The sequence below is a fragment of the Streptomyces rimosus subsp. rimosus genome (assembly GCF_000720725.1).
Taxonomy (GTDB): Bacteria; Actinomycetota; Actinomycetes; order Streptomycetales; family Streptomycetaceae; genus Streptomyces; species Streptomyces rimosus_A.
Genome location: NZ_JOCQ01000009.1, coordinates 54848 through 69428, shown reverse-complemented (window position 1 = coordinate 69428; position 14581 = coordinate 54848). Strand labels below are relative to the sequence as shown.

General features: G+C 72.6%; 16 protein-coding genes. 11 read left to right on the top strand and 5 right to left on the bottom strand.

Annotated elements, in window-relative coordinates; genetic code table 11:
• Positions 1 to 77: 77 nt before the first annotated feature.
• The 3 genes from IH45_RS0107035 to IH45_RS0107025 all read right to left on the bottom strand — a co-directional run bounded on the left by IH45_RS0107035 (position 78) and on the right by IH45_RS0107025 (position 2388).
• Positions 78 to 1016, bottom strand: a complete 939-nt coding sequence (locus IH45_RS0107035) for a M56 family metallopeptidase (RefSeq protein WP_030663053.1) — start codon at positions 1014 to 1016, stop codon at positions 78 to 80.
• Between the two features lie 181 nt (positions 1017 to 1197).
• A complete protein-coding gene (locus tag IH45_RS0107030; protein ID WP_030663040.1) occupies positions 1198 to 1785 on the bottom strand; it encodes a DUF5134 domain-containing protein in 588 nt (195 codons plus the stop codon).
• 210 nt (positions 1786 to 1995) lie between these two features.
• Complete coding sequence (locus IH45_RS0107025) at positions 1996 to 2388, bottom strand: VOC family protein (protein ID WP_030663037.1); 393 nt, start codon at positions 2386 to 2388, stop codon at positions 1996 to 1998.
• Positions 2389 to 2583: 195 nt separating this feature from the next.
• Here IH45_RS0107025 and IH45_RS0107020 point away from each other — a divergent pair, with 195 nt between their 5' ends.
• Positions 2584 to 3117 carry a GNAT family N-acetyltransferase gene (locus IH45_RS0107020; protein ID WP_030663034.1) on the top strand — a complete coding sequence of 178 codons (534 nt, stop codon included), beginning with the start codon at positions 2584 to 2586 and terminating at the stop codon, positions 3115 to 3117.
• Between the two features lie 30 nt (positions 3118 to 3147).
• Here the strand turns inward: IH45_RS0107020 and IH45_RS0107015 are convergent, their stop codons facing one another.
• Positions 3148 to 3831 (bottom strand): glycerophosphodiester phosphodiesterase, encoded by a 684-nt coding sequence (locus tag IH45_RS0107015; RefSeq protein WP_030663031.1) that lies wholly within the window; start codon positions 3829 to 3831, stop codon positions 3148 to 3150.
• Between the two features lie 741 nt (positions 3832 to 4572).
• Here IH45_RS0107015 and IH45_RS0107010 point away from each other — a divergent pair.
• The 4 genes from IH45_RS0107010 to IH45_RS0106995 all read left to right on the top strand — a co-directional run bounded on the left by IH45_RS0107010 (position 4573) and on the right by IH45_RS0106995 (position 8792).
• The gene (locus IH45_RS0107010; RefSeq protein WP_030663028.1) at positions 4573 to 5970 is read left to right on the top strand and encodes a DUF6421 family protein; all 1398 of its coding nucleotides are present in this window, start codon (positions 4573 to 4575) and stop codon (positions 5968 to 5970) included.
• Positions 5971 to 6017: 47 nt separating this feature from the next.
• Positions 6018 to 6779 (top strand): SDR family NAD(P)-dependent oxidoreductase, encoded by a 762-nt coding sequence (locus IH45_RS0107005; protein WP_030663025.1) that lies wholly within the window; start codon positions 6018 to 6020, stop codon positions 6777 to 6779.
• Positions 6758 to 7846 carry a threonine aldolase family protein gene (locus tag IH45_RS0107000; protein WP_030663022.1) on the top strand — a complete coding sequence of 363 codons (1089 nt, stop codon included), beginning with the start codon at positions 6758 to 6760 and terminating at the stop codon, positions 7844 to 7846. The genes IH45_RS0107005 and IH45_RS0107000 overlap by 22 nt, the downstream gene beginning before the upstream one ends.
• Before the next feature lie 244 nt (positions 7847 to 8090).
• On the top strand, positions 8091 to 8792 hold the full coding sequence (locus tag IH45_RS0106995) for a B3/B4 domain-containing protein (protein ID WP_030663020.1): 702 nt from the start codon (positions 8091 to 8093) through the stop codon (positions 8790 to 8792).
• Positions 8793 to 8810: 18 nt separating this feature from the next.
• Here IH45_RS0106995 and IH45_RS0106990 read toward each other — a convergent pair whose 3' ends face one another.
• Complete coding sequence (locus tag IH45_RS0106990; protein ID WP_003986781.1) at positions 8811 to 9524, bottom strand: lysophospholipid acyltransferase family protein; 714 nt, start codon at positions 9522 to 9524, stop codon at positions 8811 to 8813.
• Between the two features lie 301 nt (positions 9525 to 9825).
• Here IH45_RS0106990 and IH45_RS0106985 point away from each other — a divergent pair, with 301 nt between their 5' ends.
• The 6 genes from IH45_RS0106985 to IH45_RS0106960 all read left to right on the top strand — a co-directional run bounded on the left by IH45_RS0106985 (position 9826) and on the right by IH45_RS0106960 (position 14506).
• Positions 9826 to 10158 carry a thioredoxin family protein gene (locus tag IH45_RS0106985; protein ID WP_030663017.1) on the top strand — a complete coding sequence of 111 codons (333 nt, stop codon included), beginning with the start codon at positions 9826 to 9828 and terminating at the stop codon, positions 10156 to 10158.
• Positions 10159 to 10368: 210 nt separating this feature from the next.
• Entirely contained in the window at positions 10369 to 10893 is a 525-nt protein-coding gene (locus tag IH45_RS0106980; protein WP_030663014.1) for a flavin reductase family protein, read from the top strand.
• Positions 10894 to 11153: 260 nt separating this feature from the next.
• The gene (locus IH45_RS0106975; RefSeq protein ID WP_078897316.1) at positions 11154 to 11942 is read left to right on the top strand and encodes an electron transfer flavoprotein subunit beta/FixA family protein; all 789 of its coding nucleotides are present in this window, start codon (positions 11154 to 11156) and stop codon (positions 11940 to 11942) included.
• Positions 11943 to 11999: 57 nt separating this feature from the next.
• Complete coding sequence (locus IH45_RS0106970; RefSeq protein WP_030663012.1) at positions 12000 to 12962, top strand: electron transfer flavoprotein subunit alpha/FixB family protein; 963 nt, start codon at positions 12000 to 12002, stop codon at positions 12960 to 12962.
• A 246-nt stretch (positions 12963 to 13208) separates the two neighbouring features.
• Positions 13209 to 13652 carry an ATP-binding protein gene (locus IH45_RS1000000145080; RefSeq protein WP_050514599.1) on the top strand — a complete coding sequence of 148 codons (444 nt, stop codon included), beginning with the start codon at positions 13209 to 13211 and terminating at the stop codon, positions 13650 to 13652.
• Positions 13649 to 14506, top strand: a complete 858-nt coding sequence (locus IH45_RS0106960; protein ID WP_030663010.1) for an RNA polymerase sigma factor SigF — start codon at positions 13649 to 13651, stop codon at positions 14504 to 14506. Before IH45_RS1000000145080 ends, IH45_RS0106960 begins: the two co-directional genes overlap by 4 nt.
• Positions 14507 to 14581 lie beyond the last annotated feature (75 nt).

The window sequence follows — 14581 nt, the reverse complement described above, 5'->3', positions numbered from 1 at the left end:
GAGGGCCAGGGAGTCCGGTAGGGAGGTGCGCTCGTACGTGTGCGCGCTCTCGGGTACCTTCGAACTCCCGTAGGTCTTCAGTACGTCAGTGCGCTCAGCCCCGGCATGAACGTCACCAGCAGCGGGACCGCCGGGACCAGCGCCGCGATCGCCGTCATCCGCAGGCGCCGGCCGGGCGTGAAACGCGGCGCGGGGGCCAGCAGCCTGTCCACGCGGTCCGGGAGCTCGGTGCACTGGGTGGGGCACGGGCCGAACACCCCGCGGTCCTCGTTGAGTTCGACAAGGGCCAGGGCGATCGTCAGCCGCCCGAAGCGGCGCGAGGCCACGTCGTCGGCGGCCAGCTCGACCAGCCGGTGCACCTGGTCGCGGAACGCGGCGAAGACCGGGACCTGCGGGAAACCGGCCGCCAGGGCCGAGGCGCAGTGCAGCAGGACATCGTGCCGGGCCCGTGCGTGGCCCTGCTCGTGGGCGATCAGCGCATCGAGCTGACGTCCCTTCAGGCGGCGCAACGCCGCGGTGGTGATCACCAGTTGGGGTGTGGCGCCGGTCAGCCACCACGCCTCGGGGCGGTCGCCCTCCAGGACGACGAGCCGGTCGGCGGTCCGCTCCTCGCCGGGCAGCAGCGGGGCACGCCGCACCAGGTCCGTACGCCGCTGCCGCCGCCGGGCACGGGCGCCGCGCACCTCCCGGGTGAGCATGACGGCCGTCCAGGCGCCGCCGCCCGCCAGCACCCCGGCCAGCACGCCGGACCAGGGCCCGTACGCCTTGAGCGCGTACGCCTCGACGACGACGCGCGGAGCATGGCCGAACAGATGGCTGCGCACGGCTTCCCAGGCGGCGGCGCCGCTGAGCGACATCGCGAGGACACAGCACAGCAGAACGGCGGCGACCACGCACTGCCACACCCACAGGGCGAGCACCGGTTCGCGGTCGGGCCAGTCGGCGCGGGCCATCAGGCGCGGCGCCATCGCCGCAGCCAGCGCGCCGAGCATCATCAGCGCGAGGGGGACCATCATGGGCGTCAGCCTATGAGCGCGCGCCTGCCGCCAGGTATGGAACGGCGCCGGAAGTGACGTATACCACCGGAACCGGGGGAGCGGGTGGTGCGCGAGGGACGGACGGCGGCCCAACCGGCCCTGGCGCGCGCGGGGTCGGGGTGTCGCTCTCCCGGAGAGGATGTCAAGTGACCGGGGTACGTCAAAGGGCCAACAGCATCGCGAACATCCCGATGCCCATCGCGACCCGGCACGCGCCCACCACCTCCGGCCACGCGGCCCGCACGGGCGCGGCCACGGCGTCCGCCGTAGCCGGAGCGGCCGAGGGAGCCAGCCGTACCCCCGCGGCTACGACGTACACGGCGTAGTACGCCAGCAGCAGCCCGGTGAGCAGCGGCAGCCCGCCAGGCCCCATGGAATCCATCCCCTCCATGCCTTCTGTGTGCGCTGCGTGCCCGCCGCTCAGCGGGCCGCCGCCGGGGACGGCCACCATCGCCAGCGCCATGTAGACCATCGCCGCCGCCCCCACCGCGTGGTGCGGGTGGCGCCGCAGCAGCGCCCACAGGCCCGCCGTGCCGAAGACGACGGCGAACACCCACGGCGTCCAGGACGGCTGTGCCACCGTGGCAGCGGGCAAGGCCATCACCGCCATGCCGAGCCCCATCAGCGCCTCGCCGCGCGCTTCCCGGCGCTGCGCGGCCGTACCCCGGCGCACACTCGACAGGCAGTACGCGCCCGCCCCGGTGCACAACAACACCAGCAGCCAGCCGACCCATGGCGGTCCGTGCACGGCGTCCTCCCCGCAAGCCCGTACGGCGGTCGCGTGCGGGACACGCGCACAGTGCGCGCCGTCACGCGGAGCCCGGTACAGCCGCATGGTGCCCCGCGGGCGGCCCGGGAACGCCCGCCGGAAACGGGGAACGGGGAGCGCACGGGCGCAAGAGGGGAGCGCGGCGACCAGGGAGGAGGCCGTGGGTACGGACGTGGTCCGCCGACGCCCTCAGATGCCGGGGCGGTAGCGCAGCGGATGGTCCGCCGGGACCTCCGTCAGCACGATCCGGTGGCCGTCCGGGTCCGCGATCCACATCTCGATCAGGCCCCACGGCTCCTGGACCGGCGGGCGCAGGATCTCCACGCCGCCGGCCTTCAGCTCCTCGTGCGCGGCGGCGGCATCGGCGACCTGGAGCCACAGCTGGAGCGTGGCGGTAGGGGGTTCTGAGGAGCGGCCGGAGACCTCCAGGAAGCCGCCGCCGAGGAAATACACCGTGCCGCGTTCGGGGCCGGTACCGAATTCGCGGTAGACCTCCAGGCCCAGCGCGCGCCCGTAGAACTCCCGCGACCGCTCGGGGTCGGACGGCCGCACCAGCACCCTGCTGCTCAGTACATGCACCATGCTGCGGACCCTACGCCGCCGGGCCCGCGGACCACGGCCGCGGGGCCGGAACCCGCCCGCCCGAGTCGTCGCGCGCGGACCGGGCCGGGCGGCGGGCCCGTGGCTCTTGTTAGCCTCCGGTACGGCCGTACGCGTGCACCGCCCCGCACCCCGGTCCGTACCGCCGCGCCGAGCCACCGGAAAGGACGTCCGCCCATGACGACCGTCGAGCTGACCTACCGAGCCGCCACCGAGGCCGACGTCCCGGCGCTCGTCGCGCTGATCGAGTCCGCCTACCGCGGCGACGCCAGCCGCGCCGGCTGGACCACCGAGGCGGACCTGCTGGAGGGGCAGCGCACCGATCCGGAGGGTGTCGCGGCCGTGGTCGGCGCCCCGGACAGCGTGCTGCTGGTCGCCGAGAACGCGGGCGACCTGGTCGCCTGCTGCCAGCTCGAACACCGCGGCGACCACGTGTACTTCGGCATGTTCGCGGTCCGCCCGACCCGCCAGGGCGGCGGCCTCGGCAAGGTCGTCATGGCGGAGGCGGAGCGCACCGCCCGCGCCCGGTGGAACGCCGCCGAGATGCGGATGACCGTCATCCGGCAGCGCTCCGACCTGATCGCCTGGTACGAGCGCCGCGGGTACCGGCGTACCGGCACGATGTTCCCGTTCCCCTACGGCGACGAGCGGTTCGGCATTCCGCAGCGCGCCGACCTGGAGTTCGAGCTGCTGGTCAAGACGCTCGACTAGCACCGCGGGACGGACCGCCGCAGACCCGCCTCACGCCGTGAACCGCACCGCCCGCCGGATCTCGGGGAAGTCGGTGATCACACCGTCCAGCCCGAGCCCGCGGCTGAGCCGCAGCTCGTCGTGGGTGTTCACGGTCCAGCCCAGGACGCGCAGGTCCGCCGCGTGCGCCCGCTCCACCAGCTCCAGGGTGAGCCGGCGGATGTCGAGCGAGAGCGCCGAGGCGCCGACGGCCAGCGCGCGGTCCACCACGTCGGTGCCGTAGTGCTCGGCGACCAGCGCGGTCCGTACGCCGGGCAGCAGCTCGCCGACGGTGGCCAGCGCCGCGTCGTGGAAGGAGATCACCTCGACCCGGGCGGTCAGGTCGCGGGCGCGCAGCACGTCCACGAGCGCCCGGGCGGCGGCCACGTCCTTGATCTCCGCCTGGAGGGGCGCCCGCACCGCGTCCACGATCTCCTCGAACACCGGGACGCGCTCGCCGTAGCCCGCGTCCAGGTCGCGCAGCTCGGCGAGGGTGCGGTCGGCGACCGGTCCCGTCCCGTCGGTCGTGCGGTCCAGGTCCGCGTCGTGCATGACCACGAGCGCGCCGTCCTTGCTCAGGTGCAGGTCCAGCTCGATGACGTCGAGACCCTCGCGTTCGGCGCGGACGAACGAGCGCAGGGTGTTCTCCGGCTCGACGCCCATCATCCCGCGGTGTCCGATGGTGAGAAAGGACAAGGCTGCCTCGTTTCTGTCGGTGTGCTGCCGGACCGGTGCCGTCCGCCGGACACGGCTGCCCCGCCTGCGCCGCGCGTGGACCACCGGCTGCTCTCGAAACGGCGCACAGCCTAACGGGCACCCGGAAGCGCGGAACCGATGTCGGACAGCCCGGTGACATGGCCGGAACGGGGGCTTGCCACATCCGGGGCGGGCGCCGGGGGAGCCGTGGAAATCCGGGGCCGGTACGGGTGTCCGCGCGCCGTGGGCGCAGTGGGCCGGGCGGCACCGTCCGATCCGTCCGGGGTGTCCGGCGCCGCGTCGGGGTCACCCGTGCGTGGGCGAGTCCACCGGGTGCTGACGCGCCCGTACGGTGGCATGGCCGGCCTCGCCCCAGGAGTCCTCCGGAGCACGGAACCGGTCAGGGACAACAGCCGGGGACCGGGGCGGCCGCCCGACGGGCGGCCGGAATTCGACCGGATCAGGCCGCTTCCCGACCACAGTCCGACCGCTGCTGAGCGTCCCGCGTCCGTAGTCGCCGCGCCCGGCCCCGTATACGGCGGCCGATCCCGGGTACGTGCTGCAGGATGCGCGGCAGGCATGGTCCCACCGGACAGAAACTTCCGCATCTTCTCCGGCAGGCAGGAAAAAGGTGCGTGACCATGGGGGTACGGCAGAACAATTTCCTCTGTGGCTCTTGAGAAGTCGAAGACCCCCTGGATACCGTGTCCGCACAACAGGATCTCCTGCCGGAGGGTAGTCATGACGGAAATTCTTTCGCCTGTGGGTGCCCCAGGCGCCACCGCCACCGCAGAGCGTGTGGTGCAGCACCCGGCGTGGCCGGTGCTGAAGGACGCCATCGAGACCATCCGCCCGTGGCAGTCCCAGGACGGCTCGGTCGACCTCGCCGCCGAGGGCGCGCCCGCCGCCGGCACCGTTCGGCGCGAGGTCGAGCGCGCGATATCGGCCATCGAGGAGCTGGCGCCGCTGGTCCCGCACGACGCCGCCTACCACCGGGCGCTCGTCGCGGACCTGCGCCGCTGGGCCGACGGCGGCTTCGCCGTACCGGACTTCCTCGACTCCCTGCTGGCTTTCCACCCCGCGCGGCAGCGCTCCGACGGCCTCCAGCACCTGGTCGTCTTCCCCATGTACACGCAGAACGGCAACCCGGACCGCAACTTCGAGGCGGTCGTGCTGCGCATGGTCTGGCCCGAGTGGCTGGCCGACCTGGAGCGCACCCGCTACGACAACCCGCTGTTCTGCGGCATCACCTTCGAGGACTTCACCGCCGGATACGACACCAACTCCGCGGTCCTCTTCCCCGAGACCATCGCCGTGCGCGAGGCGCCCGAGCGCTTCACCTGGGGCGGCATCTTCTGCGACCGCGAGGCCGCCCGCTTCCGCCGGGTCAGCGAGGCCGCGGTGGCGACGCTGGGCGTCGAACTGCCCGACGACATCCGCGGCATGCTCGCCGACCAGCAGCGCTGCCAGGAGGCGTTCGTCCTGTGGGACATGGTCCACGACCGCACCCACAGCCACGGCGACCTGCCCTTCGACCCCTTCATGATCAAGCAGCGGCAGCCGTTCTGGATGTACGGCCTGGAGGAGCTGCGCTGCGACCTGACCGCCTTCAAGGAGGCCGTGAAGCTGGAGGCGGAGGGCGTGCGCCAGGCCCGCGACGTCCAGTACGCGGTCATCTTCGACCGGCTGTTCCGCTTCCCCGTCACCGGTGACCGGGTGCGCAACTACGACGGCCTCGGCGGCCAGCTGCTCTTCGCCTACCTGCACCGGCACGACGTCGTACGCTGGACGGACAACACCCTGCACATCGACTGGGAGCGGGCCCCGCAGGTCACCAACCAGCTGTGCGGCGAGATCGAGAAGCTGTACCGGGACGGCATCGACCGGCCCAAGCTGGTCCACTGGTTCGCCGCCTACGACCTCGTCTCGACCTACCTCGCCCCGCACCCCGGCTCCGTCTGGGCCAAGGGACCGGACGCGCTCGACCTCGACAAGCCGCCGCGCAAGCTCGTCGACGACGTCCTGCCGGACGAATTTCCGCTCAGCATGTTCTACGAGGCCCTCGCCAAGAAACTGCGCGGCGTGATTGCCTCCACGAAGGGCATCACGGCCCACAGCGACGTGCCGGTGGCGGTGTGAGCGCCGGCGGCACCCAGGGCAGGCCGGAGCACGAGGAGACGAGGGACATGAGTACTGCGACCAACGGCCAGGGGCCACTGGAAGGCGCGGTCATCGCGGTGGCCGGGGCGGCGGGCCCCGCGGGGCGGGCGACGCTGCTGCGGCTGGCCGAGGCGGGCGCGACCGTGGTGGCCGCGGACGCGGACGCCGCGCGGCTGGCGGAGGCCGTGGACGCCGCGCGGTACGCGCACGGCGGCGCGACCGTCACCGGCGACACCGTCGATCTGCTGGACCTCGACGCGACGCGCGCCTGGGCCGACCGTACGGAGAAGGAGTTCGGCCGCATCGACGGGCTGGTGCACCTGGTCGGCGGCTGGCGCGGCTCCGCGTCGTTCGCGGAGACCGACCTCGCGGACTGGGACCTGCTGGAAAAGCTCCTCATCCGTACGGTCCAGCACACCTCGCTGGCCTTCCAGGCCGCGCTGGAGCGGTCCGGCAACGGCCGGTTCCTGCTGGTCAGCGCGGCGGGCGCGAGCAAGCCGACGGCCGGCAACGCCGCGTACTCCGCGTCCAAGGCCGCCGCCGAGGCCTGGACGCTGGCCCTCGGCGACGCCTTCCGCAAGTCCGGGGGCGAGGAAGGGCCGAAGGCGGCGGCTGCCATCCTGGTGGTCAAGGCGCTCGTCAACGACCAGATGCGCGCCGAGCGCCCGAATGCCAAGTTCGCGGGCTTCACGGACGTCAAGGACCTGGCCCAGGCCGTCAGCGGCGTCTGGGAGCGGCCCGCCCAGGAAGTGAATGGAAAGCGTCTGTGGCTGACCCCCGAAGCGTGACCGAACGGCGGACCGACGCCCAGCGGCGCCACGACCCGACGGTGCGCGGCTTCGCCAGCGACAACTACGCGGGTGTCCACCCCGAGGTGCTGGCGGCCATCGCCCAGGCCAACGGCGGCCACCAGGTCGCCTACGGCGAGGACCAGTACACCGAACACCTCCAGCGTGTCATCCGCAGCCACTTCGGGCAGACCGCCGAGGCGTTCCCGGTCTTCAACGGCACCGGCGCCAACGTGGTCGCCCTCCAGGCGATGACCGACCGCTGGGGCGCGGTGATCTGCGCCGAGAGCGCGCACATCCACGTCGACGAGTGCGGCGCTCCCGAACGCGTCGGCGGGCTGAAGCTGCTGACCGTACCGACCGAGGACGGCAAGCTCACGCCCGAGCTGATCGACCGGCAGGCGTACGGCTGGGACGACGAGCACCGCGCCATGCCGCAGGTCGTCTCGATCACCCAGAACACCGAGCTGGGCACGGTCTACACCCCCGACGAGGTGCGGGCCATCTGCGAGCACGCCCACGAGCGCAACATGCTCGTGCACCTGGACGGGTCGCGGATCGCCAACGCGGCGGCGTCGCTGGACGTCCCGATGCGGGCGTTCACGAACGCGGTCGGGGTGGACGTGCTCTCCCTCGGCGGCACGAAGAACGGCGCCCTGTTCGGCGAGGCCGTGGTGGTCATCAACCCGGACGCGGTGCGCGCGATGAAGCACGTACGCAAGATGTCCATGCAGCTGGCCTCCAAGATGCGCTTCATATCCGCGCAGTTCGAGGCCCTGCTGGCCCGCGACCTGTGGCTGCGCAACGCCCGGCACGCCAACACGATGGCCAAGCGCCTCGCCGCCGGCGTCCGCACGGTCGACGGCGTGGAGATCCTCTACCCGGTGCAGGCCAATGCCGTCTTCGCGCGCCTGCCGCACGACGTCACCGAGCGCCTCCAGAAGCGCTACCGCTTCTACTTCTGGGACGAGGCGGCCGGTGACGTCCGCTGGATGTGCTCCTTCGACACGACGGTGGAGGACGTGGACGGGCTGGTGGAGGCTCTGCGGGAGGAAATGCGGCGGTAGGCCGCACGGTGAGCGCCGCGCCTGGCGGATGACCGCGGTCATCCGCCAGGCGCGGCGTCATGCGGTACGCAGTGCCGCGCTGTCCAGCGCAGTGCAGTGCACTGGACCGTCCAGTACGGTTTGCTGAACCATGACCCGCTGTGCTCCAATGCCTCCCGGAGGCCGCCGACCGGTCCCGAAGCCCGTGGCGGCCGCGTCCCCGCCGCCCGGTGCTTCCGCCCGACGATCCCCGAGGCACGTGACGATGACTCTCCCCCTGCACGTCTCCGACGAGGTACGCGCCCTCGCGCCCGGCTTCGGCTACGTCGCCGTCGAGGCGTACGGCCTGACCAACGGGCCCAGCGACGAAGCCTCTTCGGCGCTGCTGGACGCCGCCGCCCGGCGGCTCGCGGAGCGGCTGGACGGCCGGGCGCCGCAGGACGACCCGCACATCGCCGCCTGGCGCGCCGCGTACACCGCCTTCGGCACCAAGCCGTCCCGTACCCGCAACTCGGCCGAGGCGCTGGCCAAGCGGGCCCTCGCGGACGGCGGGCTGCCGCGCATCAACCGCCTCGTCGACCTCTACAACGCGATCAGCGTGGCCCACCTGATCCCGGTCGGCGGCGAGGACCTGGACCACATCCGGGGCGGTATGCGGCTGGTGCGGGCCACCGGCGCGGAGCCGTTCGTGACCGCGGCCGGCGGCGAGCGGGTGATCGAGCACCCGGAGCCCGGCGAGGTGGTGTGGTGCGACGGTGAGGGGGTGACCTGCCGCCGCTGGAACTGGCGTCAGGGCGTACGCACGCGGCTCACCGACTCCTCCGTGAACGCGCTGTTCCTGCTGGAGCGGATGGCGCCGATGACCGCTGCGGAACTGACCGCCGCGGCGGCCGAACTCGCCGAGGCGCTGGAGAAGACCTGCCCCGACGCGCGCGTCGAGGTGGGGGAGCCGCGGCTCTTCGGCTGAGCCGCGGCCCCCGCCGGGTCAGGCCGTGGCGCCCGGCGCCGGTGCCGTGCCCCCGAGGTGCGCCGGGACCCACCAGGTGTCCTCCGGGCCCTTGGGGCGTACCGGATACGCGCGCTGCGCCGCCTCCAGCAGGTCCTGCACGCGGGACCGCAGCCGGTCGGTGATCTTCTCGGTCTGCTCGTCCGGCGACGCCTCCACCGGCTCGCCGACCCGGATGGTGATCGGGAAGTGGTTGCGGCCCAGGTCCCGCTTGTGCCCCTTGGTCCACAGCCGCTGGGTGCCCCACAGCGCCATCGGTAGCAGCGGCACGCCCGCCTCCTGCGCCAGCCGGGCCGCACCCGACTTGAAGGTCTTGAGCGTGAAGGACTCCGAGATCGTCGCCTCCGGGAAGACCCCGATGATCTCCCCGCCGCGCAGCGCGCTCAGCGCGTGCTTGTAGGCGTGGACGCCCTGCGTGCGGTCCACCGGGATGTGCTTCATCGCGCGCATCAGCGGCCCCGACACCTTGTGCCGGAAGACCGACTCCTTCGCCATGAAGCGCACCAGGCGCTTGGCCGGGCGGGCGGCCAGGCCGCAGAAGATGAAATCCAGGTATCCGATGTGGTTGCTCACCAGGACCGCGCCGCCGCGCCGGGGTATGTGGTCGGCCCCGGCGATGTCGAACTTGAGGTCGAGCGCCTTGAACGCCGCACGGGCGGCGCCGATGACGGGCGGGTAGACGAGCTCTGCCATGTCGGGGACCCCTTTTCTGTGCCTGGGGAGGGTTCTCCCGGCGAAGACGTTACGCAGCCGTAAGTATGCGGCTTTCGGGAGATCGTGCCCGATCCGCGGCCCGGGGGCCACCGTACGGGCCCCCGCCGCCGGGAGATCCTCGTCACGTGGTGGTCACCTGGAGCGATTTCCCCTCACCGCGGACGGTACACCGGGCATCCCGGGCGGTATACGGGGCACCCCGGCCACGGGAATGATTGCGGCCCCGCGGACGCTGCACCGGACGACAGCAGGGCCGGGTACGTGAACGGGAGGGTGAGGTTTGCGAGGGCAGGACGTGGGGACGCGGCTGGGAGCCGCCGCGGTGGGCGCGGAGCTGGGGGAGCGGGCCACGCTCGTGCAGTTCTCCAGCGCCTTCTGCCAGCCCTGCCGGGCCACCCGGCGCACCCTGGCCGAGGTGGCGGACATGGTGGACGGGGTGGCCCACGTCGAGATCGACGCCGAGGCGCACCTGGACCTCGTACGGATGCTGCGCATCGAGCGCACGCCCACGGTGCTGGTGCTCGACGGTGACGGCACGCTGGTGCGCCGCGCGGCCGGACAGCCCCGCAAGGCCGACGTCATCGCAGCGCTGGGGGCCGCCGTCCGTGATTGATCTCCCAGATTTCCGGCGTTACTTGACTGCCCGCCACACGCATCGTCAGGGTGACGTCATGCGGCCAGGACCCCTTCTTCACGGACGCGCGCCCGCGGACCCTCCGTACGCCGTCGGCGAGCGCTGTCCCCGTACGTGAGCGGCGACGACTTCCGCGGTGCCGGTGACGGCGCCGCGCCGGCCCGGTCCCCACGGCAGAAGGACACCATCATGACGGTACCGACCGACCTCGGTACGCCCCGTGCCGCCACTCCCGACCTGCTGCGCTCCGTCTTCCGGCAGCACGCCGCCGGCGTCGCCGTGATCACCGCGCCCGGCGGCCGCCCGGCCGGCTTCACCGCCACCTCGCTGACCTCGGTGGCCGCCGACCCGCCCCTGCTCTCCTTCGGCATCAGCACCGGCTCCTCCTGCTGGCCCGCGGTCTCCGAGGCCGGCCACATCGGCGTCCACATACTCGGCGAGCACCAGCGGGAGCTGGCCACCACGTTCGCGCGCAGCGGCGCCGACCGCTTCGCCCCGCCGACCTCCTGGCGTCCGGGGCCGCACGGCGTGCCGCTGCTGGACGGTGTGCTGGCGTGGCTGGTGTGCGAGGTGGTGGCCCGGGTGCCCGCCGGTGACCACCGGATCGTGCTCGGGAAGGTCGTCGAGGGCGACCCGGAGGGCTACGCCGGGACGGCCGGGCGCAGCCGTCCGCTGCTGTACCACGAGGGCCGCTTCAACGCGCTGCGCGACTGAGCCCCGCCGGGCTCCCCGCGCGGCCGGCTCAACGCTTCGCGCGGCCCGCCGGTTCCGTGTCGGCGGCTCCCGCGCCCCATCCGTATCCGTTGGCAACGTCACAGTTCAACGGCCTTGCTTCCGGGGAAAGGGGTGGGTGTACTGGCGAGTAATATTTCGGTCGGCGCGGGAACCCCATCCGGCCGGAAGCCGCCCCAACAGGCGCCTATGCTGCCAGCACAAGGCAGTTCGGAAGAGTCGAAGCAGGTAGGAGAGCCGGCGTGAGCCTGAGGATCGTTGTCTGTGTGAAGTACGTGCCCGACGCCACCGGCGACCGGCACTTCGCCGAGGACCTGACCGTCGACCGCGACGACGTGGACGGCCTGCTCTCGGAGCTCGACGAGTACGCGGTCGAGCAGGCCCTGCAGATCAAGGAAGCCGCCGACGACGACGCGGAGATCACGGTCCTGACCGTCGGCCCCGAGGACGCCAACGACGCGCTGCGCAAGGCCCTGTCGATGGGCGCCGACAAGGGCGTGCACGTCGAGGACGACGACCTGCACGGCACCGACGCGCTCGGCACCTCCCTGGTACTCGCCAAGGCCATCGAGAAGACCGGCTACGACCTGGTCGTCTGCGGTATGGCCTCCACCGACGGCACGATGGGCGTGCTGCCCGCGCTGCTCGCCGAGCGGCTGGGCGTGCCGCAGGTGACGCAGCTGTCCGAGGTCTCCGTCGAGGGCGGCACGGTCAAGGGCCGCCGGGACGGCGACACCGCCACCGAGCAGCTGGAGGCGTCGCTGCCGGCCGTCGTGTCGGTCACCGACCAGTCCGGCGAGGCCCGTTACCCGTCCTTCAAGGGCATCATGGCCGCCAAGAAGAAGCCGGTGGAGTCCCTGGACCTGGACGACCTGGACATCGAGGCGGACGAGGTCGGCCTGGAGGGCGCCTGGACCAAGGTCGACGAGGCGGCCGAGCGTCCGGCCCGCACCGCGGGCACGATCGTCAAGGACGAGGGCGAGGGCGGCAAGCAGCTCGCCGAGTTCCTCGCGGGCCAGAAGTTCATCTGAGCCCCGGCAAGCCCGCCTTTCCCACCGCCCTCATTCTTCCCGCAGGAGAGCAATCCCATGGCTGAAGTCCTTGTCTACGTCGACCACGTGGACGGCGCCGTCCGCAAGCCCACCCTCGAACTGCTCACCCTCGCCCGCCGCATCGGCGAGCCGGTCGCCGTGCACCTCGGCCCCGGCGCCGACACCGCCGCCACGACGCTCGCCGAGCACGGCGCGGTCAAGGTCCTGACCGCCGACGCGCCGGAGTTCGCCGACTACCTGGTCGCGCCGAAGGTCGACGCGCTCCAGGCCGCCTACGAGGCCGTCTCCCCGGCCGCCGTGCTGCTGCCGTCCTCCACGGAGGGCAAGGAGATCGGCGCCCGCCTCGCGGTCCGCATCGGCTCCGGCATCATCACCGACGCCGTCGACCTGGAGGCCGGCGACGAGGGCCCGGTGGCCACCCAGTCCGTCTTCGCGGCCTCGTACACCACCAAGTCCCGCATCACCAAGGGCACCCCGGTCATCACCGTCAAGCCCAACTCCGCGGCCCCGGAGGCCGCGCCGGCCGCCGGTACGGTCGAGCAGCTCGCGGTGACCGTGGCCGAGTCCTCCAAGGGCACCAAGGTCGTCTCGCGCACCCCGCGCGAGTCCACCGGCCGCCCGGACCTCACCGAGGCCGCGATCGTGGTCTCCGGTGGCCGCGGCGTCAACGGCGCCGAGAACTTCCCGGTCATCGAGGCCCTCGCCGACTCGCTCGGCGCGGCCGTCGGCGCCTCGCGCGCCGCGGTGGACGCGGGCTGGTACCCGCACACCAACCAGGTCGGCCAGACCGGCAAGTCGGTCTCCCCGCAGCTGTACATCGCCGCCGGCATCTCCGGCGCGATCCAGCACCGGGCCGGCATGCAGACCTCGAAGACCATCGTCGCCATCAACAAGGACGCCGAGGCGCCGATCTTCGACCTGGTCGACTACGGCGTGGTCGGCGACCTGTTCGAGGTCGTCCCGGCCCTCACCGACGAGGTCAAGGCCCGCAAGGGCTGACCCCGCCGGGTGCGGCACGGTGGGGCCGTGCCGCACCCGTGAAACCTGGGGCCCGTACGCACACCGCGTACGGGCCCCAGGCGCGTTCCGGGGTGACGACGGGCGGGCCCGCGGCCGGGTCCTAGGTCCCGCACGCGGGGACACAAGCCCCGGGTTTCGCGTGCCCCGGCGGGCACACCGAGGGTGCCGGACACCAACCGCGGAATCCGGAGCGGAGCCCGCGGAACCCGAAGGAAGGCCCGCACGATGTCCCTGCCCGAAGCCCCGGCCGACTCCTGCGTACGCGCCCTGCGCATGCGCCTGCCGACGAACCTCCAGGCGCCCCGCCTGGCCCGCGAATCGGTCTGCGCCGTCGTGGACCCCGACCGCTACGCGCTCGGCGACGGCGAGACCTGCCTGTCCGAGGTGGTGGCCAACGCCGTCCAGCACTCCGCCGCCCCCGACATCCCGCTGATGCTGATCGGGGAGGCGGACGGCAGCCTCTTCGCGGCGGTCAAGGACACCGCCCGAACGGTCCCGATGGCCGCGGGCGACGGGGACGGGCCGCTGTCCGAGGACGGCCGGGGCCTGGAGGTCCTGGGGGCGCTCGCGGACGGCTGGGGCTTCGACCGGACACGTTCCGGGAAGTGGGTGTGGTTCCGCGTGCGCCACCCGCGCTCGGACGCCGCCGAGGGGAAGGTGGCCGCGTGAACACCGCACTCACGTCCGTACGGGAGAGATCCGCGACCGGACCGGCCGGGCTGCCCCTGCTGGAGGACGCCGGCGCGGTCACCCCGGAGGACGCCCGCGAGGTGTCCCAGCTTTTCTTCGAGCGGCTGGCCGGGCTGCCGGAGGGCGACGCCGCCCACGGGTACGCGCGCGACTGCCTGATCGAGATGAATCTGTCCCTGGTGCACTACGCGGTCCGCCGGTTCCGCAGCCGGGCCGAGGAGACCGAGGACATGGTCCAGGTCGGCACGATCGGGCTGATCAAGGCGATCGACCGGTACGACCTCGCGCGCGGCACCCCGTTCAGCGCCTTCGCCGTCCCGTACATCGTCGGCGAGATCAAGCGGTTCTTCCGGGACACCAGCTGGGCGGTCCACGTACCGCGCCGCCTCCAGGAACTCCGTATCGACCTGGCCAGGGCCCGCGAGAAACTCGCCCATGAACTGAACCGCGCGCCCACCACCTCGGAACTGGCCCGGTACCTGGAAATGGACCAGGAAGAGGTCATCGAGGGCCTGTACGCCGGAAACGGGTACTCCGCCGATTCCCTCGACGCGCCGCCGGAGGAGGGCGACGCGCATTCCGCGGGCGGAACCCTGGCCGCGCGCCTGGGCGGCGAGGACCCCGCCCTGGAAAAGGCCGAGAACATCCAGGCGCTCAAACCGCTGCTGGACGGCCTGGAAGAGCGGGACCGGCGGATTCTGCACATGCGGTTCGGTGCGGAGATGACACAGACACAGATCGGTGAATCCCTCGGCATCTCCCAGATGCAGGTGTCGCGGCTGCTGACCCGCATTCTCGCGAGCCTGCGGGAGGGGATGCTGGAGGTGAATTGAGGAACGCCGACGAAACCGACGATGGGCCCGCCTCCTGCCATATGGCAGGAGGCGGGCCTTTCCTGTGCCCAGGTG

What these genes read in the sequence shown, in the direction of transcription:
- IH45_RS0107035 (WP_030663053.1), bottom strand. Translation starts at nt 1,016, where the DNA reads ATGATGGTCCCCCTCGCGCTGATGATGCTCGGCGCGCTGGCTGCGGCG.
- IH45_RS0107025 (WP_030663037.1), bottom strand. Translation starts at nt 2,388, where the DNA reads ATGGTGCATGTACTGAGCAGCAGGGTGCTGGTGCGGCCGTCCGACCCC.
- IH45_RS0107020 (WP_030663034.1), top strand. Translation starts at nt 2,584, where the DNA reads ATGACGACCGTCGAGCTGACCTACCGAGCCGCCACCGAGGCCGACGTC.
- IH45_RS0107010 (WP_030663028.1), top strand. Translation starts at nt 4,573, where the DNA reads ATGACGGAAATTCTTTCGCCTGTGGGTGCCCCAGGCGCCACCGCCACC.
- IH45_RS0107005 (WP_030663025.1), top strand. Translation starts at nt 6,018, where the DNA reads ATGAGTACTGCGACCAACGGCCAGGGGCCACTGGAAGGCGCGGTCATC.
- IH45_RS0106995 (WP_030663020.1), top strand. Translation starts at nt 8,091, where the DNA reads ATGACTCTCCCCCTGCACGTCTCCGACGAGGTACGCGCCCTCGCGCCC.
- IH45_RS0106990 (WP_003986781.1), bottom strand. Translation starts at nt 9,524, where the DNA reads ATGGCAGAGCTCGTCTACCCGCCCGTCATCGGCGCCGCCCGTGCGGCG.
- IH45_RS0106980 (WP_030663014.1), top strand. Translation starts at nt 10,369, where the DNA reads ATGACGGTACCGACCGACCTCGGTACGCCCCGTGCCGCCACTCCCGAC.
- IH45_RS0106970 (WP_030663012.1), top strand. Translation starts at nt 12,000, where the DNA reads ATGGCTGAAGTCCTTGTCTACGTCGACCACGTGGACGGCGCCGTCCGC.
- IH45_RS1000000145080 (WP_050514599.1), top strand. Translation starts at nt 13,209, where the DNA reads ATGTCCCTGCCCGAAGCCCCGGCCGACTCCTGCGTACGCGCCCTGCGC.